The sequence below is a fragment of the Phyllobacterium sp. K27 genome, from assembly GCF_054796155.1.
Map to the genome: position 1 here is coordinate 540575 of NZ_JBTWND010000004.1, position 21832 is coordinate 562406.

Sequence of the window (21832 nt, forward strand, 5' to 3'; positions counted from 1 at the left end):
CACCTTGCCCTTGTTTTATGCGCATAGAGACGGCTTGCAAGGTGGGAGGTTCCTCCCAGAACAGCATAAACGTATACAAATCGGTCAGCCATTGATGGTTCCCCCAGTGCTTCCCAGTTCCGGTGTTCGTCGTGCGGGTGCTTGGCAATCGGATACGTTCGGGGAGGTTGCACTCCTCAAAGGAGAGTCTGATAGCGTCGGTGGACGGATCGGCGAGCCCCGACAAGACAAGGACAAACAACACAGCCGCGAAAACCCCGATCTATGATGGCTCAAACTACCTTTATCGTTCCAGGCCAGTTCCTTGCAGCCGTATGTCGGCTTTTTAATCCCCGCTGCAAGGCCTCAGAATAATTGGATCTACTGCCTGTGAGCCGAGCTCCTGGCATCCATCCACATGGCAAAGCCGCCAGCCGGAACCGGTCTTCCCCGAAGCAGCAAGACGAATATCTGGCAGAGCAGATATCTCAGGAGCCCACACCCACCAACCGTTTTTCAGGGTAGCGTTTTCTCCAGGCTCCATACCGGCACCGCTACCCTTCACCTGCGCAAGCTCAAGTACGAGCCCTGCAGGGCGGATTTGCCAATTCTCTTTCCATTCGATTTTTTCGACCGAGTGTGTCCATGACAGCGTGAAGACGGAAATAGCCAAAGCGACCGTCTTGCCCCCTGCAAGGATACACAGACTCATGCCTTTCCACGCTCCACCGTCGTCAGACGGCGTGACTTGAACCACATGATCCCGGCAAAAAGAGCGGTTGCCGCAAAGCCCAACTCGTCGGTAATTGGCAAAGCTGTGACCAGCAACAAAGAACAGCCGATTGCCAGCAACCTTTCCCAAATTGCAAGGCGTCGGCCAAGATATCCGATAACTGCTGCACCCCAAAGCAAAATGGCGATCACAGTTTTCAAGACAATGTATGAGACGGCCAACGGAAAGCCGATCTCCGCTGATAGAGCTCCTCCGGGCTGCATCATCAATGCAGGCGAATAGACAGCCATAAATGGTATGACAAACCCGGCGGCCGCAACTTTGATCGCATCAAGCGAGATGCGGAACCCGCTTTCGCGTGCGATAGGAGAGGCAGCGAAGCATGCAAGAGCTACCGGTGGCGTCAGGTCCGCCATGATACCAAAATAAAAGACAAACATATGGCTGACAATCAGTGGTACGCCAAGTTCAAGCAAAGCCGGGCCTGCAATCGACGAGGTAATGATGTAGTTGGGGATGGTGGGGATGCCCATGCCGAGGAATATGCAAGTGATCATTGTGAGCACCAGCGACAAGAAAAGGCTATGTTCACCGACCGAAACAACAAATTGCCCAAACGTGTTGGCTGCACCCGTCAGTGTCATGGTGCCGACGATAATTCCGACAACTGCACAGGCAATACCGACAGGAAGCGCGGTCTTGGCGCCAAGCGCCAGACAGTCGAGGCAGAGCCGCAACGTTGCCCGCCCACCTGCCGAGAAAGCATTCCAAGCCAGCAGTGCCAATATTGCGATCAGGATAATCTGGAGACCGTAACCGAAGAAGGCGGCGCAGACAAAACCCAGGCCGATCCAGAAAATTGCTCGCAAGATCGCCGAGGGTAGCCCAAGCGCGATCGATCCGCCAAGAATGAGAACAACGGTTAACGCCAATCCCACGGAGCCCGCAAAAAGTGGCGTGTAGCCCGAAAACAGCAAATAGATCAGTACGGCAAGAGGCAGAATCAGGAACCATTGGTTACGCAGAGCCTGCAAAGCAGATGGGAGCTCTTCTTTAGGTAGTCCGAGCAGACTATATTTACCCGCCTCAAGGTGCACCATCCAGAACGCAGAGAGAAAATAGAGCGCGGCCGGGATGAGGGCAGCTTTGACAACTTCTGAATATTCGACGCCTAGCGTCTCCGCCATAATAAATGCAACGGCGCCCATTACTGGGGGCATAATCTGACCGCCCATCGAAGCCGTGGCCTCGACACCGCCAGCAAACGCGCGGCGATAACCGAAACGGATCATCAACGGAATTGTGAACTGTCCGGTTGTTACGACATTGGCGACACCGGAACCGGAAATTGTCCCCATCAAGCCCGACGAGATGACCGAGACCTTGGCTGCACCGCCTTGCCGGTGGCCGACCATCCCGAGTGAAACGTCGGTAAAAAGTTTGATCATTCCGGCCTTTTCGAGAAAAGAGCCGAACAGAATGAAGAGAAAAATATAAGATGACGACACATAAGTCGGCACGCCATAGATGCCCTCCGTGCCATAAGCCATATGTTCAACAACCTGAGAAAAATCGTATCCGCGGTGGTCAAGTGGCGAGGGCAGATACTCGCCGAACAGGCAGTAACCGAGAAAAGCACCGCAGATAATAGGCAAGGCTGGCCCCATTATGATCCACGCGCCTATGAAGACAACCGCAAGCGATAATACGCCCACAAAAATGTCGATGGGAAGTGGATCGCCCGCCCGGACCAGCAGATCACTATACTCGACCCACTGATAAAGGGCGACGGCGATGGCAACGGCAGCCATTGCCCATGCGATGATACGTACCGGTAAGCTATGTCCGCGAGCAGCGGTGATGAGCGGAAAGCCGAGGAGCAGCAGGAAGCCGACATGAACAGCCCGAACCACTTGGCTCGGCAGGTCGATAATGTGAGCTGCCGTAGCGATCTGGAACGCAGAAAAGAGAACGGCGATCCAGAACAATATAAGCCCTTCATATGTTTTGGGAAAATCAACCTCGTGCGGAGTATTGCTATCGTTTCCGGGTACGGAAGAACTGGTAGTTTTGCCCATGACTGTTGCCTGCATATTATCCTCCCGCACACTATCGTATGACCGGGGATCGCTCTCTTGAACGGTTCCCCGGCTTGCTCAGAATTCAGAGCATTCCTTTTTCTTTGTAATAACGCTCGGCTCCAGGGTGTAGCGGGATCGGCATACCCTTCAACGCATCCTCCAGTTTGATGGCAGATGCAGCTTTGTGTGCCGCCGTCATAGCGGGCAGGTTTTCAAACATCAGTTTGGTCATTTGGTATGCCGTTTCGTCCGAAACGCCTTCATGGGTCACCAAGAAGTTAACAACAGCGACGGTTGGCATATCGGCTTCCTGACCTTGATAGGTTCCGGCCGGAATGGTTGCCGCAATGTACGGTGCACCGAGTTTTTCGGCAATTTCCTTGTCAACCGAAACAACATTGATATTCACTGAAGTTGCCAGGTCTTTCAAAGAAGCAACACCGAGACCTGCAGATTGGAGTGTCGCGTCGAGTTGCCGGTTCTTGATCAGTTCCACCGATTCAGCAAACGGCAGATACTCGGTCTTGCCAAGGTCTTCATAAGACATGCCTGCTGCTGTAAAAATTGCCCTTGCATTGAGTTCAGTGCCGGATTTCGCTGCACCAACCGACAGGCTTTTGCCCTTGAAGTCAGCAAGCGTCTTGATGCCCGATTCTTTCGACGAGACAATCTGAATGTAGTTCGGATAAATCGCGGCGATGCCACGCAGTTTATCAAGCGGCGTCTTGAAGCCGGCTTCGGCATTGCCTTCCGCTGCCATTTTGACACTGTCGCCAAGCGAGAATGCAATTTCACCTTTGCCTGCCTGGAGCAGGTTCAGGTTTTCTACCGAAGCCTTGGTTGCCTGAACCTGTACGCGCGCATCCTTAATTCCATCGCCGTAAATTTTCGAAAGCGCGACACCAAGCGGGTAGTAGACTCCTGATGTGCCGCCGGCCAGAACGTTGATGAATTCGTCAGCTTTGGCACTGACAGATGCGAACCCTAATGCCGCGGCCATAGCGCCTGCAAGTAGCACCGCTGATTTCCCGCGTGATTTTATGAACTCCATGACTATCCTCCCTGATCGGTCGTTTGAGGGCCGCATCATGGCGACGCAGGTCGGGAGCGTCAATTGTAAGTCACTGTTTTTTTGCCTGAAAAGCTGCCCGAATATACTTGTGCGGGCGCTGTTGTGAAAAGTCATACACTGGACGATCTGATCAGGGGCTGATTTGACAGAGCTTAGAGGAATGATTTCACCTACCTCAGCATCGTCACAGCAGCGTGTACTTATTGGTCCACCATCTCCTTTACCTCGGGGTTGGTGGGAAGCATTGTCCAAGCCGCAGCTGCGGCAATCGTGACGAAAGCGATGATCGTGCCAGCCCAAACTCCACAGAGCGCCTGGCCGATGAGAAAGCCCGCAAGTACGGGGTTGACGATGCGCTCATGACAATGAACCGAGGGTCGGTAGGTGCCTCCTACGGCCCCGTTTCATGAACGCATAAGCCCACCATGCACCGCGGAGATCCGGCCGCGGGCACATCGATGCCGCCCTCATCCACTACGAGAAGACGAAGCTGGAAGACCTCAGCGATCCGCCTTGTAGTTCAATCGAACAACAAAGATGTCTTGCACGTTCCTACATACCTACCGGTCTTCGAACCCCGTAACAGTCCTCAGGCGACATCATTACCGTGCGCAATTCGCCTGACTTGGCCAGCGGCTGCGTCGAGAATGCCTCGCGACAGGTTCTCGTCTTCCATAATCCGCGAGAGCGTGACGGCACCCACCATAAGGGAGAGTACCGCCATCGCCTTGCCGCTGGGATGGGAGCTTTTGGCGTCGTCCATCAGTTCATCCAGGATCTCAAAGTGAGCTCGTATTCCATCCTCAAATGGACGCCTGACCTCTTCACTTTGCCGCGCCGCGTCCGATCCCAGCGCTACAATAGGGCAGCCATCTGCCTTTTCTCCACGATGTCCCGGTGAGAGATAGAATTCCATGACTGCCTCGAGGGGATTGGAGCTTGTTGCTGCAGCTGCCGACCACAGGCGTGTGGCGCTTTCCATGGCGCGCCTTGATGCCAGGGCAGCAAGATCGTCCTTGGACGAGAATTGCTTATAGAACCCGCCTTGCGTAAGGCCAGCCCCCTTCATCAGATCCTTCAGGCCAATCCCATCAAAGCCATGCTCTCGAAACAGACGGCTTGCGACATTGATCACCGTCTCGCGATTTTGTTCGGCTTGCGCGCGGCTCACTCTCATTTTGGCCTCCGATTAGATTTCATTTGACATCTATATAGCAAATAGAGTTAGATCGCAATCTAATTTATTCCGACCTTTGGTCAAGAAGAGAAGTTAAAATGAAACGCAAACATGTCCTGACTTTTGTGGGTCTCCTGGGAGTGGCCGCTGCTGGCGGTTTTTTCCTGGTTTCAGAATCGACCGAACGGAAAGCCGAGGCCGCGGATCCGAGGACAGTTGCACCACTGGTAAGGGTGGCAGAGGCGGGGAAGACCGGAACGGCGGAGCGGTCGTTTACCGGCACCGTCGCGTCGCGGGTGCAGAGCAATCTCGGTTTCCGGGTTCCGGGCAAGATCGTCCAGCGGATGGTCGATGTGGGTCAGCAGGTGAGACAAGGCCAGGCCCTGATGCGCATCGATGAAACAGATCTCCAACTCGCTCTGACGGCAAAACGAAATACGGTCATCGCAGCGCGTGCCGTCTTCATCCAGGTGCAAGCAGATGAGAAACGCTATGCGGCGCTGGTAAAAAGTGGATTGGCTGCCACTCCACAGCGTTACGAGCAAGCAAAAGCCGCCCTTGATACGGCCTCGGCCCAGCTTGCCGCAGCTGAAGCTGACGCCAAGGTCGCAGAAAATGCAGCCACCTATAGCATTCTCCTTGCTGACTCGGATGGAACTGTCGTCGATACGCTTGGAGACCCCGGACAGGTCGTGGCAGCCGGCCAGACGGTCGTTCAACTCGCGCAGGCTGGCCCTCGTGAAGCCGTTGTCTGGCTACCTGAGACTTTGCGGCCCGATATAGGATCCGAAGCTGAGGCCAATGTCTATGGCGGCGGCGATCTCAGCGGAAAAGCGCGCTTGCGACAGATTTCCGATGCCGCCGATCCGCAAACCCGTACTTACGAGGCGCGTTACGTCCTCGATGGCGCGGCCGCCTCGGCTCCGCTCGGTTCGACGGTGACGATTAACATTCTGGAGACACACAGGCAGTCAGAGGTCGTTGTTCCGGTAGGTTCCATCTTGGACGACGGTAGCCGGACAGGTGTGTGGGTCATCAATGGCGCCACGTCGACGGTAAAGTTTACTCCTGTCGAGATCAAACGGATCGGTGAGGAGACGGCATTTATCACCGGTATTGGCATTGGTGAGAAGGTTGTCGCTCTGGGCGCGCATCTTCTGGAAAATGGCGCAGCCGTCAGAATTGCCTCGCAGCAAGAGGTGACAAAATAATGAGCTTCAATCTCTCGGCTCTCGCCGTTCGCGAACGCGCAGTAACCCTGTTCTTTATCGTTCTTCTGGCTGCTGCAGGAGCATACGCCTTTGTCAACCTGGGACGCGCCGAGGATCCTTCCTTCACCATCAAGACCCTGACGGTCACGTCTGTCTGGCCGGGCGCCACTGCACGTGAAATGCAGGATCTTGTCGCTGAACCACTTGAGAAGCGCATCCAGGAACTGACCTGGTATGACCGTGTCGAGACGACCACACGGCCCGGCTACGCCTTTCTCACCGTGACTTTGAAGGATAGCATGCCGCCGGCCGCCGTCGCAGAAGAGTTCTATCAGACTCGCAAGAAGCTCAGCGACGAAGCCCGCAATCTACCGCCCAGCGTGATTGGCCCCTTTGTCAACGACGAATATTCCGATGTGAGCTTCGGCCTTTACGCACTGAAGGCGAAGGGGATGCCGATGCGTGACCTCGTGCGGCAGGCGGAAGTCATCCGTCAGGACCTCCTGCATGTTCCGGGCGTCAAGAAAATCAACATCATCGGGGAGCGTCCCGAACAGATCTTCGTCGAGTTTTCCTATGTCAAGCTCGCAACACTTGGAATATCCGCAACCGATATCGCCGCCGCTTTGCAAAGACAAAACACAGTCACGCCAGCTGGCTCCATCGACACGCGTGGGCCACAGGTCTTCATCCGCTTCGACGGAGCCTATAACAGCGTGCAGGCGATCGCTGATACGCCGATCGTGGCGGCTGGACGGACGCTAAGGCTCTCCGATCTAGCCGATGTGCGGCGCGGTTATGAGGATCCGGCGACCTACATCATCCGCCATGAGGGCGAGCCGACAATCATGTTGGGCGCCGTGATGCAACAGGGCTGGAATGGTCTTGATCTCGGCAAGGCGCTTGAAGAACGATCCGCCGCGATCGCGCAGACTCTGCCGCTGGGTATGACCCTTACCAAAGTCAGCGATCAGGCCGTCAACATCGAAGAGGCGGTGGGCGAATTCATGCTCAAGTTCGCAATGGCGCTTGGCGTCGTGCTGTTCGTGAGCTTGGTTGCCCTCGGCTGGCGCGTCGGCATCGTTGTCGCGCTTGCCGTGCCGCTCACGCTTGCCGTCGTCTTCCTCATCATGTTGGAAACCGGTCGGTTCTTCGATCGTATCACCCTGGGCGCGTTGATCCTTGCGCTTGGCCTTCTCGTGGACGACGCCATCATTGCCATTGAAGTGATGGTGGTGAAGATGGAGGAGGGCATGGATCGCATCAATGCGGCCGCTTATGCTTGGAGCCATACGGCTGCGCCAATGCTGTCCGGCACTCTTGTCACAATCATTGGGCTGATGCCCGTGGGCTTTGCAAGATCGACTGCAGGTGAATATGCCGGCAATATTTTCTGGGTCGTGGGCTTCGCGCTGATCGTTTCGTGGTTTGTTGCAGTCATCTTCACGCCCTATCTCGGCGTCAAGATGCTGCCTGATATCAAACCGGTCGAGGGTGGACATCACGCCATCTATGACACGCCGAACTATCGTCGCCTGCGCTCCCTCATCGAGTTCGCGGTTCGCCATAAATTCATGGTATGCGCCGTGGTCGGTATCACCATGGCTGTCTCGGTCGTCGGGATGGGAGGCGTGAAACAACAGTTCTTCCCGACATCGGATCGGCCTGAAGTGCTGGTCGAAGTTCGCATGCCGGAGGGCACAAGCATCGAAACCACGACAGCCGCAGTGGAGAAAGTCGAGGGCTGGCTGCAAACTCAGCCGGAAGCAAAAATTGTCACCAGCTACGTAGGGCAGGGCGCGCCCCGGTTCTTCTTTGCCATGGCACCTGAATTGCCCGACCCTGCCTTCGCCAAGGTTGTTGTGCTCACCCCCGATGCCCATGCGCGTGAGGATTTGAAGCATCGCCTGCGCACCGCCATTTCCGAGGGTCTCGTCCCTGAGGCATCTGTGCGTGTAACGCAGCTTGTCTTCGGGCCCTATACACCGTTTCCGGTCGAGTTTCGCATCATGGGACCGGATCCGGATGAACTTTACAAGATTTCCGAGCAGGCTCTTGCAATCATGAAAAGTGTTCCAGATGTCCGACAGGCCAACCGGGACTGGGGCAACCGGACGCCGGTGCTGCGGTTCGTTCCCGACCAGGAGCGGCTCAACCTGATCGGTCTCTCACCCTCCGAGGCAGCCCAGCAGATGCAGTTGCTGCTCAGCGGCATCCCTGTCACACAGGTGCGCGACAACATCCGCAACGTGCCGGTCGTTGCCCGAAGTGCTGGTGACAACCGGCTTGATCCTTCAAGGCTGGGCGATTTCTCGCTCATGAGCAGGGATGGCCGTCAGATCCCCCTTGACCAGATCGGCCATTCCGAGATCCGGTTTGAGGAACCGATCCTCAAACGCCGCGATCGAACGCCGGTGATCACGATAAGATCCGATATCAATGAAGCCACGCAACCTCCGGAGGTCTCACAGCAGGTCATGAGGGCACTCCAACCGCTCATTGAATCGCTTCCCGTCGGATACCGTATCGAAATGGGTGGCAACATGGAGGAATCCCTCAAAGCCAATGTCGCACTCGTCAAGATCTTTCCGGTTATGATTGCAGCCATGTTGATCGTCATCATTCTCCAGGTTCGCAGCTTGTCGACGATGACGATGGTCATGTTGACGGCGCCACTCGGACTTGCCGGGGTGGTCCCGACGTTGCTTCTCTTCAATCAGCCTTTCGGCTTCAACGCCATTCTCGGCTTGATTGGATTGGCAGGTATCCTTATGCGCAACACGCTGATCCTGACAGAACAAATCAAGGAAAACCAGGCGGCCGGTCTTGATGACTATCACGCCGTTATTGAAGCGACGGTGCAGCGGACACGCCCAGTCATCCACAGCACTGGCTGCCATTCTCGCCTTCATACCCTTAACTCATTCGGTGTTCTGGGGATCGATGGCCTATACATTGATTGGCGGAACGGCTGCGGGCACCGTCATGATCCTGCTCTTCCTTCCGGCACTATACGCTGTGTGGTTCCGGATCAAGCCGACGAAAGATGACCACCACGGAGAGGAGATTGAAGTTCTGGCTCCACAGAGTGCGATGGCGGCTGAGTAGGAGCGCATGTGCAAGACTTGCATCGGTTGGTTAGAGACGTCGGAGTGGGAACCTCAAGAGTCGAGCGATCTCCAACACAATCGACTTCGACCGCGGTGCTAGCCCTCGCATCGCGCCATGCCCGCTGCGCCAAAGTTCAGTTAACGTGATAACACCGCGTCCAGCAATCGTCATAACTTACCTGTAATGAACTTTTTGCCCGCCCAAGTACCGATGAGAAGCGTCATAAACCTCTCAGCGGCTGGCGACAGCGTTCCGCCTCGTCGACGAACGATTCCTATTGTTCGGGATATTTCCGGATTGCGGATTGGTCTTGTAACCAAGAAGGGATGTTCTTCCTGAGGTGTCGCCAATTTTGGCAATACGGAAATCCCAAGCCCAGCTTCGACCAACCCGAGTGATGTCGACAAGTGCGTCACCTCATAGGACCAGCGAAGTTTAAGATTGGATTTGGCAAGGGCCGCATCGAGCAACGTTCGATTGCCGCTGGACCTGTGAACTGTAATTAACTGGTATGGTGTCAGGTCATCCCACTCCAATTCGGCCTTTGCCGCTAAAGGATGATCGTTGCGTGCAGCGAGCACGAATGGGTCTTCGATCAGGCGCTCAAAGATTAGATCGGGATCGGACAACCCCATAATATTTATTCCAAACTCAACTTCTCCCCGCGCGACGGCCTGCAGTCCATCGGTGGCGGTCAGGTCGAGGATTCGAAAACGAATATGCGGATATTCAGAATTGAATTGCTTGATTACGGTAGGAAGAAAATAAAAAGCGGCTGTCGGCAAACATGCAATCGTAACCAATCCGCTACGCTGCGATCCCATATCCCGAACTGCGAAAAGCGATGTGTCGAACTCCTCCAACATCCGGCGCACAAGCGGAATGAGTTCAGCACCAAGTGCAGTTGTCGAAACATGTCGCGTCGTGCGTTCCAGCAATGGTGCCCCAATCGCCTGCTCGAGCTTTTGGATGCGCCGGCTCAATGCGGGCTGAGACAAGTTGAGCGCTTCAGCCGAGCGATGGAAGTTCTCAAGTTCGACAACTGCCAGGAAGGCACGCAAGTCTAGAATCTCGCAATTAATGCTCATAACGCATCACTCCTTCGGATTTTCGCATTTCACATATCAATCATAATACCGTTTAATGAAACAAATAGAGCAATTGATACCTAAATCACATCGGTAGGCGAAGCAATAATGAACGACTTGATGTCCATTCCTTGTGTTCTCATGCGAGGCGGTACCTCAAAGGGCCCCTTCTTCCTGTCGTCAGACCTGCCTTCCAACAGCGCAGAGCGTGATGTGATACTCCTGTCCCTTATGGGCTCAGGGCATCCTCTTCAAATCGATGGGATAGGTGGCGGCAATCCGGTCACGAGCAAGGTGGCCATTGTCGGACCGTCCAGCATCGCGGGCGCCGACATCGATTACCTTTTTGCACAGATTCGGATTGATCAGCAGTTGGTCGATACCTCACCAAATTGCGGGAACATGTTGGCAGCTGTTGGACCGTTCGCGATTGAAGCTGGCCTCGTAACGGCGACGGGGCCTTTGACTCGCGTCAGAATTCACAACGTGAATACCGGCAAGTTGATTGAAGCGGAGGTTCCAACACCCGATGGCAAGGTTGCTTATCTCGGAGATGCGGCAATCGACGGCGTTCCCGGACTGGCGGCTCCGATTGCGCTGACCTTTATGGATGCAGCCGGTGCTCGCACGGGAAAACTTTTTCCCACTGGAAACGCGCGTGACAGCATCGATGGTGTCGATGTCACCTGTATTGATTGCGCTATGCCCATGGTGTTGGTTGATACTGAAGCGGTTGGAGTCAGCGGATACGAAACGGCGGTTGATCTCAATAGCAATGACGCTTTGCTGAGACGCCTGAAGCATTTGCGGCTCGAAGCTGGCCGGCTTATGGGAATGGGAGATGTGAGCAATCAGGTGACGCCAAAACCGGTATTGATTTCCAAACCTAAAAATGGCGGACATCTGAATGTTCGTTATTTCATGCCGGAGGAATGTCATCCATCACTTGCGACGACTGGAGCCGTTGGTATCGCAACGGCGTGTATTAGTGAAGGTACCGTCGCATCATTGCTGATTGGCAAACACACCCCGCCCGTGATCCTCACCTTGGAACATCCAAGTGGTCATCTGGACGTAAAACTGGATTCCCGCGAAGGAAAGGTCGTAGCAGGAATACTTAGAACGGCGCGGAGACTATTCGAAGGACACGTCTTTGCTAAACCGCTCGGCAGCATCGTCCGCGCGGCATAAGTTAAAAATGGCTACCGGGAGGGTAGCTAAACAACGGTATAATCGGAGGAAACATCATGCGTAAACTCGTGCTCGCGCTTGCGGCAACCGTGGCTTTTGCAGGAACGGCTCTCGCTGAACCCGTCCGCATCAGTGTCGGGTCCTACAATCTCAACAATCTTCCTTTTCCGGTAGCGGCCGGATTGGGACTATATGAAAAAGAAGGCCTTGAGGTCACTGTCGAGAATTTCGCCTCCGGTGGATCGAAGACGCTCCAGGCACTTGTTGCGGGCTCAACGGATATCGCAGTAGGCTTTTACGATCATACAATCCAGATGCAGTCGCAGAACAAGGCCGTTGTCGGGTTCGTGCTACTGGCGCGCAACTCAGGCCTCGTTCTTGCTGGAGGAAAGAACGCCACGTTTGATCCGGCCAAGCCTGAAACGATCAAAGGTGCCAAAATTGGCATCACCGCCCCAGGCTCATCATCCGACTTCTTCGTTCGCTACTATTTGCAGCGTCACAAGCTGTCGGCGGATGACGTTTCGCTGATCGGCGTCGGTTCCGGTTCGGCTGCTGTCGCGGCACTGGAGCAGGGCAAGGTCGATCTACTGGTCAATTATGATCCGGCTGCGACATTCATTGAAGCCAAAGGTGTCGGCAAAATCCTGATCGATGCCCGCAGCGATGAAGGCGCGAAGGAAATTTACGGCGGAATTTATCCCACATCGGTGCTCTATGCGACGCAGTCTTACATCGACGAAAACCCTGAAACGATCCAGAAGGTCACAAACGCGACCGTTGCTGCGCTGGAATGGATGAACAACCACAGCGCTGAGGAGATTGTTGAAAAACTACCCAAGGAGTTCATTTCCGGAGATCGGGAAACCTATGTGAAGGCTGTCCAGAATGCCAAGCCCATTTTCTCGGTTGGTGGCAAATTCAACGATACGGACGTTCAAACGCCGTTGGCTGTCCTCAAAAGCTTCAATGAAAAAGTTGCCAATGCAACCATAGATCTTTCTAAAACCTACACGAATGATTTCGTGAACAAGGTGACTGACAAGACCACTAACTGATCCGAGGAGGAAGCCATGTCATTGGCTATGTTAAAACCCGTGCCCGTCCAGACGGGCGAGCCAAATAAGAGGCCGATGGTATCGATTGACTCAGTTGAAATGTCATTTGGCACCTATGTGGCAGTACAGGATGTAAACTTGACCGTTGCCGATGGCGAGTTTCTCGCTATCGTTGGGCCTGCAGGCTGCGGCAAGAGCACCATTCTCAATGCTATTGCCGGTCTGCTGAAGCCGACGAGGGGAACAGTGAGTATTGATGGGGCTCCAATCAATACCGTGCAAAACGATATTGGCTATCTGTTCCAGCAAGACGCGCTGCTTCCATGGAAGACATCTATCGAGAATGTCGAACTCAGCCTGATGTTTAAAGGTGTTGCAACCAAGGAACGCCGCGAGCGCTCGATGAACTGGCTTGCAAAAGTTGGCCTCAAAGGGTTCGAGCATCGATACCCGCACCAGCTGTCGGGCGGCCAGCGTAAGCGTGTGCAGATGGCGCAAGCGTTGATTGCAGCGCCAAAGGTCATCTTGATGGACGAGCCCTTTTCCGCGCTCGACATCCACACGCGACATTTGATGCAGAACGAACTTCTACGGCTTTGGCAAGAAGAGCGTCGGGCGGTCGTGATGATCACACATGATTTGGAAGAAGCCATTGCTCTTGGCGACCGTGTTGCGATCCTTGCAGCCGGACCGCGTTCACGTGTCATGGAAAGCTTCCCGGTTGAGCTGGAACGGCCTCGTGATGTCGCGGAAATCAAACTCGATCCACGTTTTATGGATCTTTACCGAAATATTTGGTCAAGCCTGCGCGGCGAAGTGGAGAAAAGCTATGAACGTCGTGACTGAACGCATCATCCAGCTTTGTATTCTGGTTTTCATTCTTGGTGGCTGGCAATTGGGCGTGACCGCCGGTGTCATCGACGTATTTTTCTTCCCAGCACCGCTCGACATCTTTAACCAGATTGTTGCCTGGGTTATTCAACCGAGCTTTTACAAGCATGTCTCCATTACCTTGACAGAAACCGTACTCGGCTATGTCATAGGCACCGCTCTCGGCGTAGCTGCCGGTGTTTGGCTTGGTCTCAGCCGCAGTGCAGCCCGCATTCTTGATCCCTTTATCAAGGGCTTGAATGCAATTCCGCGTGTCGTCCTCGCGCCGATCTTTGTTCTTTGGCTCGGCTTGGGCCTGTGGTCCAAGGTGGCGCTGGCTGTCACGCTGGTCTTCTTCATCACGTTTTTCAATGCCATGCAGGGTGTGCGCGAAGTCAATCCCGTCGTGCTGGCCAACGCGAAGATCCTCGGTGCCAAACGGTCGGATTTGTTAAGGCACGTCTATTTTCCAGCTGCGGCCAGCTGGATTTTATCATCACTGCGGACTTCGGTAGGATTTGCTGTGGTCGGCGCTATCATCGGGGAATATCTTGGTGCATCGGCTGGATTGGGCTATCTTATCGCCCAAGCAGAAGGCAACTTCGATGCCGTTGGCGTATTCGCCGGTATCATTATTCTGGCAATCTTCGTCCTCGTTATCGACAGAATTCTTGATGTGGTTGAAGGAAAGCTCATCAAATGGCGACCGAACGCCGCCGAAGAAAGACCCGCATAACGCGGTGTGCTACATTGCCTGATAGCACCGGTTCGAATTGGATTTCGGCTCGACCACCGGGAACACCTGGTTCCGAACCTGTTTGCGAACGCGGAAATCAATGTGTCAGAGCTGCTAGCTGTGGCATTCAAATGACAAGCTATAGGGATGGATGGTGATATTTTTAGGTCGGGTGTTGATGACTGCCCGACCTGATCCGGTATATATTTCCCTCGAGAAGTGATCCATGTCGTCCCCGTAATTTGAGCAGGTTCCATGGATTGACTCGACATGGCATTGTTGAGCGTTATTCCAACAGCAGTCATCGATGCGTGAAATTTCGTAACAGACTGGTCTGTCGCAACTATCCTCATACCAACAGCACGTTGAGTGCAGCGTTTCCTGCCTATCAACGATATGATGAACTTCCTAGAGCATTATTATGACTGCCTTGCCCACAATAAGACTGCCTTCCAGCTCCACCGTACCTGTTTTGGGCCAGGGAACTTGGTATATGGGAGGAGATGCTCGCCAGCGCAATCAGGAGGCAGATGCATTGAGGCTCGGAATTGATCTCGGAATGAGCTTGATCGACACGGCAGAAATGTATGCGAACGGCGGTGCCGAAGAAGTCGTTGCACAAGCAATAAAAGGGCGACGTGAAAGCGTATTTGTGGTCAGTAAAATTCTCCCTTCGAACGCCTCAAGCAGCGGTACTGTCAATGCCTGTGAACAAAGTCTGCGCAGGTTACAAACCGATGTTATTGATCTTTACCTACTGCATTGGCGTGGCCACTATCCCTTGGATGAAACAGTCGCAGCCTTTGAGACGTTGATCGCATCCGGGAAAATTCGCAGTTGGGGTGTAAGTAACTTTGACGTCGATGACTTGGAGGAATTAGCAGCGATTGCAGGTGGTGCGGCCGTTTCGGTAAATCAGATACTTTACAATCTAACCCGGCGTGGCCCGGAGATCGCACTGATGCCTTGGTGTCTTTCGCGCAATATTCCCGTAACGGCCTACTCGCCGATCGAGCAGGGAAGAATACTCAATCATCCGGCGTTAACCGGCATGGCACGTGAGTTAGAGACAACAGCTGCGGTTGTAGCGCTTGCTTGGGTTTTGAATCAGGACGGTGTCATCGCCATACCAAAGTCGAACAACCCAGACCACATAAGAAGCAACAGAGAGGCTGCGAATATTGAGTTGAACCCAAGCCAGTTGGAAGTATTGAATCGAGCCTTCGAGCGTCCCAGCTGCAAGCTTCCGCTGGAAATGTTGTGATGTTGTTTGATTTGGGGGCGAGGAAGAAGCCATAATTTTCAGGTTTTTGGGGCAGATCGTTGTGCGACTTTGCGTCGTGAGGGGACAATTCCTGCAGTTGGCGAGCAATTCGCCGATCGTGAATTGCGTCGTTCTTTTCGTCATGCCCTTGCGTCATTTTTTTGCGCGGTAGAAGGCATGGTTACCTGTGAACGCCGATCTTCGGGCAAGCAAATCTTCTCGCGTCTGGTCGTCATTTAACGGGAGAGCGAGCCTCGACGATTTCACATACGATGGGACTGAACCGGGTGTCCTGCGCAAGATGATATAGTCGGATGTCCCGACCTCGCTGCAATATGGGATCGTATAGCTCAAAAAAATCTGGCATTTGTAGGATTGGCGCGGCGTCCACCGTCCTTGTTGCAGAATAAAGGCTCAAGGGAGGGTTGGCCGTGCCGAAGATACTTTTGAATTTGCGGATCGAGGTCCTTGCCGCAATTGGCGATCAGGAGCAAATCACCTTGTCGATGCAGCGCGCCGGGTTTTCGAAAGCTGGCATTCGCCGATCACATAAACGGGCGCAATAGAATTCACTGAACCAACCATCTTTTAGAATTGGGAGGCGATTCATGCATGAGAATTTACCAAAGAGCGGGCAACTCGCCGGGCGTCGTGAGTGGATCGGCCTCTGCGTACTGTCTATTGCCTGCTTGATTTACTCTATGGACCTGTCGGTGCTATTTCTTGCGATGCCGGCGATCATGGCGGATCTTGATCCATCGGCGTCGGAGCTCCTGTGGATCAACGATATTTATGGCTTCATGGTCTCAGGCTTTCTGATCACAATGGGTACGTTGGGGGATCGGATCGGTAGAAGAAGGGTTCTGCTGATAGGCGCATTCGCGTTTGGTGTGGCATCGGCATTGGCTGCATTCTCCAGCACCTCGTCGCAATTGATCATTGCCCGGGCACTCTTGGGTATTGCGGGAGCAACAATTGCTCCTTCTACCTTGTCTCTTGTAGTCAATCTATTCCACAACGAAGCAGAGCGAACCCGTGCCATTGGTATTTGGGGCACGGCCTTCGCATTGGGCGGGCTTGTGGGGCCGCTGATAGGTGGTGGTCTGTTGCAGTATTTTCATTGGGGTTCCGTATTCCTGATCAATATCCCGATCATGGCAACACTTCTCATCGCGGGACCATTTTTCCTGCCGGAGTACAAGAACAATGACGGAGGAAAACTCGATCTTCTGAGCGTTGTCCTATCGCTCGGGACGGTACTTCCGGTCATATACGGTTTCAAACATATGGCCGCCTACGGATTTGAACTTGCTCAACTGGTCCCGATCACCGTGGGTATCCTTGTGGGTGTGTGGTTTGTCCGCCGGCAGCAACAGCTCGACAATCCCCTGATTGATCTGATGCTCTTCCGTATCCCGGCTTTCACTGCTTCGTTGATGGTAAATCTTGCAGGCGTCTTTTTCGTTTTTGGTGTGTTCCTTTTCCAAAATCTCTTCCTCCAACTCGTACTTGGCCTCTCTCCACTCGAAGCAGCACTGTGGTCCATACCCTCGGCTCTTGTTTTCACGCTCATGTCATTTCAGTCCCACCGCGTTATCAATCGCTTTGGTCAAGTTAAAACCATTCTGCTGGGCTTGCTGGTCAACGCCGTGGGGACAGCCGCCATGACAATCGCCGCCTATATGGAGAGCCTGCTTGGGGTTCTCGGATCAAGCATGCTGATCGGCCTCGGCTTCGTACCTGTCATTTTGACAACAACCGGTCTTATTGTCGGTACCGCTCCGCCGGAGCGGGCAGGTTCCGCCTCGGCCATTTCGGAGACCGGAGCAGAATTTGGTGGCGCGCTTGGGGTCGCTCTGCTGGGCAGCATAGGCACCGTCGTTTATCGCACATCTATGGAGGGTGTGGACCTGACTGGCCTTAGCGATCTACAGGCACGCGCAGTTTCAACGACCTTGACCGGCGCAGTAGAGGTTGCAAAGATCTTGGGCAGCGCAAGTGAACCAGTTTGGCTGGACACCGCGCGTACCGGATTCTCACTCGGCTTCGCCGCCTGTTGCGCGCTGGCAACCGTCACATTGCTTTTGCTGGCGGCGATTGCGCGCAACGTCTATGCAACTGCGCATATAGGCGAGTCCAGTGTGGCGATACATTGAATTTCGGCAGCCTGTTGCTTTCGGGCAAAAAACGTCGGTGCATTGCAAGTCACCGCCGCGGGGCGTTGATGCGCCTAGGTTTCACAGTGTTTTCGTGATGGCCTCTCGTGCCAAGGCAAACAGGCCAATACCCCGGCAAAAAGGTGAGGTTGTTGTCGGACGCCGCAACCTCTCAAATTATCCTATAGTGATCACCGTTTAGCGGGTCCCAGAGCATGACATCGGGTTGTTCCGGTCGGGACTGTGGCATGGGCAAATTTCAGGTGAGACAATCCAAGACTGGTTTCTTCCAATGCTCATGTGATGGAGATGACCGAGTTCAGCTATCGAGTTGAGACTGTAGACGCTGATTTGGTTTCTTTTTTGTTGGTCAAGAAGCGTTCGAGCCCCATCCTTCAACGTTCTATTGCACCCAACACCAACCAAACACGCATCCTCTAATGGCGACTTTCTGGGTTACGGCAAAGGGATGATCGTCAGGCAGTGCAATTCGGATCAGTCGAGATCGATCGCGCGGCCGCAGCAAATTTTGAAACTCCGCTGGTAGAGCGTCGGCGATCGGTAACACTTTTTCAACTGTCCCCGTTGAGCGCTCGCTGCCGCCATGCACCTGAAGCTTCATGCCTTGGATTACGGGGAAAAGATACTCATCTGGCAAATATGCAAACAGGTAGGCCTTCCCTCCATTGATTTGCAGCATTTCATCGCCCAGGCGTACAACCTGACCCGGAACAGGAACCTTCGAACCTACAACACCTGCGATCGCTGCAGTTACCTTGCCATCTCCATAAATTGTTTTCATTTTTCGAACCGCATCGGATGCTACCTGTCGCGACTCTTTAACGACTTGAAGTTCGTTCGCTGCAACCTGCATCTCAACCTGAAGTTGAGCATACCGCTCTGCGGCCCGGTAGTTGGCCGTCAAGGCTTCATCCCTTCGGTTTGCAAGAACAAGACCTCGCGTCGATACCCGGTCCAAACGCAAGATTGCGGCGTTGCTTTCATGTGCTGAACGCTCTGCCAAGGGCAAGAGTGCCTTGTTTGTCGCTGCCTTTCCCTGCAATTCGCCCTCGCGCACCGCAATCTCACTTGTCCGGACCGAGAGTTCTGCGATCTCCTTTACCATGTCGAACGAGGTGAGCTGGAGGAGTGGTGTTCCTTGGGTCACACTATCACCTTCACTGACCAACACCTTGTCGACGGTGGCGGGATAGCCGGCTGATACGATATACCGCTGTGCCAATACGATGCCGTCCGCTGACAGGATAAACATGCCGCCGACAAGATAGTTCGCAAGCGAAAGCACCAGCACTGCGAGTATCAAAAGATAGATCGACCTGCTCAGGCGTCCGGATCCCTTTCTTTGTTGTCGGTCGAGATTGTCTAAGCGAGGGCGTTTGCGGATCTGTTTCATTTTGTTATCTCACCATGCACGCTCATGGCGCACTTTTTCCGGCGTATAATTGTCGCGATGAGAACCGCGAAAAAACCACTCGTCGATATAAGCCAGCAAGCGGACCGAGCGCATAACATATGACATGAAGATGGAGTAACCTGGAAGGAACAACAGATTACGCCAGAAGCCTGCCCGGCCTGTCGTCCAGCAAGCCAAGGCAAGCATAAAGGCGTCCAGAACCAGTAATGCGATTTGCATCGCTAGGAGAACCGGGATGGCAAGCGCGCCGAAATTGATAGCCAGCCACGATATATAGATCGGGAAAATGATGGCACCGGCAACGCTGAACGCCAGAAAATCCCACTGATGAAACGCTTCCGCCGGTCTGAATCTGCGATCAAACGGATTTAGTAACCGCCGGTGTTTTCTGAAGCGGATCCATAGTGCATCGCGCTCCCAACGCAGTCGCTGCCTGATATAGGCGTAAAAGGTTGCTGGTACGTCTGTATAGCACACAGCATTTGGGACATATGCGATGTGCCAGCCTGCCCGGCGCAACCTAAGCGTCACATCGAGGTCTTCTCCGCCACCAACATCAAGCCCGCTGACCTCATCGAGAGCGGTCCTGCGAAATGCGCTGAAAGCGCCCGATGCACATGTCACTTGGCCGACCGCTGCGCTGAACCGCTTTCCGACAGAAATAGACTCCAGATACTCTATTTCCTGAAACTGTGTAACAAGACTTACATCGGCGTTGCGTGGTGCGATGTCCCCGCAGGCTGCTCCGATCCGTTGGTCGGCAAACGGCTCCAGGAGACGTTCAATTGCAAAGCGGTCAAACGAACAATCGCAGTCGATATTAATAATGATGTCGCCACGGGCTATTTTGCAGGCCAGATTGGTCCCGCTCGCCTTGCCTCCCCGAACCCCCGTAGTAAGGATACAAGAACCCAGGCCTTTTTGGACCATATCTCTGGCAACTTTGTTCATTCCGTCCGTTGATCCATCGCTAACTATAATGATCTCGAAATCAACAAAAGACTGTTCCATCAAGGAGTTGATGCATGCACCAATTGAATCGGCTTCGTTATGGCCAATAAGAACGATGCTGACGCTTGGTGATTTGGATCTGCAACGAGCGTCGTTATGCTTCTCCAGATGTCGCAAGCTCAAGGCGGCTATTGCAAACGGCACAACGTATCTGGGAACGTCGAATATCAGCGTATACCAGAAGACGGTAACCAAACTCGAACCTGTTTGGGCCAGCAAGAACGACAGGCCGAACTCAAGGTCGTTCACGACAGTGCTTTCTCGCGTGTGCCCCACAAAACGAGCAACGTGGGGGTCAGTTTGTCGGACAAAACAGCTTCGGCTTGGTCAAGAGCCTCTTGTAAATAAGCCGCGAAACCGGTTTCGTCCCGTCCGAGAAAGAGGACATATTCCCGCTCACGAGACGAATATACTGATGCCACTTCTCCAAGAACACCCTGTAGATTGTCCGCAAGTAGTTTCCGCATTGAAATGAAGTTATCTTCACCTCGCGTTTTAACTATCTGCTCACGGCTACCATATTGTACCTCAGCCAGCATGAAATCGGACGCCGCTCCGTTTAAGGAAAGCAGCTTCCTTTGGAGGTCTTCGGGAAGATAACGAAGTTGAGCAATCGGAAATCGATTTACGTCCTCGACATCATTGGCAAGCAGAGCAGTGGCCTGATGGGACAGGGAATAAGAGAACACGTCCGATACGCCAACGGCGTCTCCGCCAACATGCATCCCGCAGTCCTGACATAAAAAACCAATAGAGGGCTCGGAAGTGGTATTCTTGCATTGGGTACACACTTGAACCTGTCCCGGCTTGTCGTAGTCCTTACCGTAGTGACGCAATTGCATGCTGCACTTGGGGCATATAAGTGTCGTTCCACGACGGAAGTCTGCCTCGGGACTCAATTGGGCGCAGCTGTAGTGATGGATCAGAGCCGCTTCTGATAGTTGCGGCGATTGGCAAGCGGGACATTCTTCTCTGACTGTCAATCGATGAGATTGGCATCCAGCACATTTGTGGTACCTGTCAAAAAAGCTGCGTTCAAGCCAACCCTTGTTGGCAAGGGCTTCGGCAACCATTGTTGCAGAACTTGTATTCGGAAAACCCTTGTATGCAAAATAGTACGGCGAACTCGGCTGCCTGATCAGGGTAAGATCTTCCCCGGAAACAAACAAATAAGCCATCATGCGCATGGCTGGAGCGGTTGGGGACAAAAATCTACTCGATAATCGACCCCGACGGTCTCGAAATTTTCTTATGCAGCTCGCGGTTTCCAACCATGACTTGGGATTCTTCAGGCTAAAATCCACATCAGCCGCTACGCTTGGCTTACCCGAAACATTCACCACCGGGACAAGAAACAAATCTCTGGCGCTTCGGAACCTTTCCAATCCGAATGCTTCCCTTTCGTTTGTTAGTAAAATCGCATCGATGTCGTCATTATCGACAACCGAAAACACTTCGCGAAGGTAACGGGAATGAGGGATGATCGTATCTGGGTAGAATGCTGCCTGAGGGGTGCGCAAGCCAAACTGCTGCCAAACAGACTGACATTGGTCCACCACAGGATGGCGATCTATGAAAGCCCGGTTTTCAAGCGGAGCAGTATTTTCTAGCAGGGACACATTGCTGTTTGACACGATGCACCTTTTCGGACTCTGGCGA

Annotated in this window: 16 protein-coding genes and 1 pseudogene; 9 read left to right on the plus strand and 8 right to left on the minus strand. The window is 53.7% G+C overall.

All coding sequences use genetic code 11. From position 1 onward, the window contains the following. Positions 1 to 325: 325 nt before the first annotated feature. The 4 genes from ACYJL1_RS24075 to ACYJL1_RS24090 all read right to left on the minus strand — a co-directional run bounded on the left by ACYJL1_RS24075 (position 326) and on the right by ACYJL1_RS24090 (position 5042). Positions 326 to 691 carry a DUF1850 domain-containing protein gene (locus ACYJL1_RS24075; RefSeq protein WP_460899623.1) on the minus strand — a complete coding sequence of 122 codons (366 nt, stop codon included), beginning with the start codon at positions 689 to 691 and terminating at the stop codon, positions 326 to 328. After that, positions 688 to 2790: a TRAP transporter permease gene (locus ACYJL1_RS24080; protein ID WP_460899988.1), complete on the minus strand. Its 2103-nt coding sequence runs from the start codon at positions 2788 to 2790 to the stop codon at positions 688 to 690. Before ACYJL1_RS24080 ends, ACYJL1_RS24075 begins: the two co-directional genes overlap by 4 nt. Positions 2791 to 2875: 85 nt before the next feature. Next, on the minus strand, positions 2876 to 3844 hold the full coding sequence (locus tag ACYJL1_RS24085) for a TAXI family TRAP transporter solute-binding subunit (protein WP_460899624.1): 969 nt from the start codon (positions 3842 to 3844) through the stop codon (positions 2876 to 2878). A 610-nt stretch (positions 3845 to 4454) separates the two neighbouring features. Continuing rightward, the gene (locus ACYJL1_RS24090; protein WP_460899625.1) at positions 4455 to 5042 is read right to left on the minus strand and encodes a TetR/AcrR family transcriptional regulator; all 588 of its coding nucleotides are present in this window, start codon (positions 5040 to 5042) and stop codon (positions 4455 to 4457) included. A gap of 98 nt (positions 5043 to 5140) precedes the next feature. Between ACYJL1_RS24090 and ACYJL1_RS24095 the strand changes: the two genes are divergently transcribed. Further along, complete coding sequence (locus ACYJL1_RS24095) at positions 5141 to 6253, plus strand: efflux RND transporter periplasmic adaptor subunit (RefSeq protein ID WP_460899626.1); 1113 nt, start codon at positions 5141 to 5143, stop codon at positions 6251 to 6253. Beyond that, positions 6253 to 9361, plus strand: a pseudogene (locus tag ACYJL1_RS24100) (efflux RND transporter permease subunit). Before ACYJL1_RS24095 ends, ACYJL1_RS24100 begins: the two are co-directional and overlap by 1 nt. Before the next feature lie 170 nt (positions 9362 to 9531). Here the strand turns inward: ACYJL1_RS24100 and ACYJL1_RS24105 are convergent. Continuing rightward, complete coding sequence (locus ACYJL1_RS24105) at positions 9532 to 10452, minus strand: LysR family transcriptional regulator (protein WP_460899627.1); 921 nt, start codon at positions 10450 to 10452, stop codon at positions 9532 to 9534. Between the two features lie 108 nt (positions 10453 to 10560). Between ACYJL1_RS24105 and ACYJL1_RS24110 the strand changes: the two genes are divergently transcribed. The 7 genes from ACYJL1_RS24110 to ACYJL1_RS24140 all read left to right on the plus strand — a co-directional run bounded on the left by ACYJL1_RS24110 (position 10561) and on the right by ACYJL1_RS24140 (position 17727). Then, positions 10561 to 11643 carry a 4-oxalomesaconate tautomerase gene (locus ACYJL1_RS24110; protein WP_460899628.1) on the plus strand — a complete coding sequence of 361 codons (1083 nt, stop codon included), beginning with the start codon at positions 10561 to 10563 and terminating at the stop codon, positions 11641 to 11643. 56 nt (positions 11644 to 11699) lie between these two features. Beyond that, positions 11700 to 12701 carry an ABC transporter substrate-binding protein gene (locus ACYJL1_RS24115; RefSeq protein ID WP_460899629.1) on the plus strand — a complete coding sequence of 334 codons (1002 nt, stop codon included), beginning with the start codon at positions 11700 to 11702 and terminating at the stop codon, positions 12699 to 12701. A 15-nt stretch (positions 12702 to 12716) separates the two neighbouring features. After that, on the plus strand, positions 12717 to 13547 hold the full coding sequence (locus ACYJL1_RS24120) for an ABC transporter ATP-binding protein (protein WP_460899630.1): 831 nt from the start codon (positions 12717 to 12719) through the stop codon (positions 13545 to 13547). Then, on the plus strand, positions 13531 to 14307 hold the full coding sequence (locus tag ACYJL1_RS24125; protein ID WP_460899631.1) for an ABC transporter permease: 777 nt from the start codon (positions 13531 to 13533) through the stop codon (positions 14305 to 14307). Before ACYJL1_RS24120 ends, ACYJL1_RS24125 begins: the two co-directional genes overlap by 17 nt. Positions 14308 to 14728: 421 nt before the next feature. Beyond that, positions 14729 to 15571 (plus strand): aldo/keto reductase, encoded by an 843-nt coding sequence (locus ACYJL1_RS24130; RefSeq protein WP_460899632.1) that lies wholly within the window; start codon positions 14729 to 14731, stop codon positions 15569 to 15571. Between the two features lie 431 nt (positions 15572 to 16002). After that, complete coding sequence (locus ACYJL1_RS24135; RefSeq protein ID WP_460899633.1) at positions 16003 to 16137, plus strand: hypothetical protein; 135 nt, start codon at positions 16003 to 16005, stop codon at positions 16135 to 16137. A 42-nt stretch (positions 16138 to 16179) separates the two neighbouring features. Beyond that, positions 16180 to 17727: an MFS transporter gene (locus ACYJL1_RS24140; protein WP_460899634.1), complete on the plus strand. Its 1548-nt coding sequence runs from the start codon at positions 16180 to 16182 to the stop codon at positions 17725 to 17727. A 403-nt stretch (positions 17728 to 18130) separates the two neighbouring features. On the opposite strand, the gene ACYJL1_RS24145 is transcribed toward ACYJL1_RS24140, so the two are convergent. The 3 genes from ACYJL1_RS24145 to ACYJL1_RS24155 are packed head-to-tail and all read right to left on the minus strand — an operon-like array spanning position 18131 to position 21807. Then, positions 18131 to 19141 (minus strand): HlyD family secretion protein, encoded by a 1011-nt coding sequence (locus ACYJL1_RS24145; protein ID WP_460899635.1) that lies wholly within the window; start codon positions 19139 to 19141, stop codon positions 18131 to 18133. Positions 19142 to 19150: 9 nt separating this feature from the next. Beyond that, positions 19151 to 20449, minus strand: coding sequence for a glycosyltransferase family 2 protein (locus ACYJL1_RS24150; protein ID WP_460899636.1), 1299 nt, complete (start codon positions 20447 to 20449; stop codon positions 19151 to 19153). Further along, a complete protein-coding gene (locus ACYJL1_RS24155; protein ID WP_460899637.1) occupies positions 20419 to 21807 on the minus strand; it encodes a TackOD1 domain-containing metal-binding protein in 1389 nt (462 codons plus the stop codon). The genes ACYJL1_RS24150 and ACYJL1_RS24155 overlap by 31 nt, the downstream gene beginning before the upstream one ends. Between the last annotated feature and the right edge of the window lie 25 nt (positions 21808 to 21832).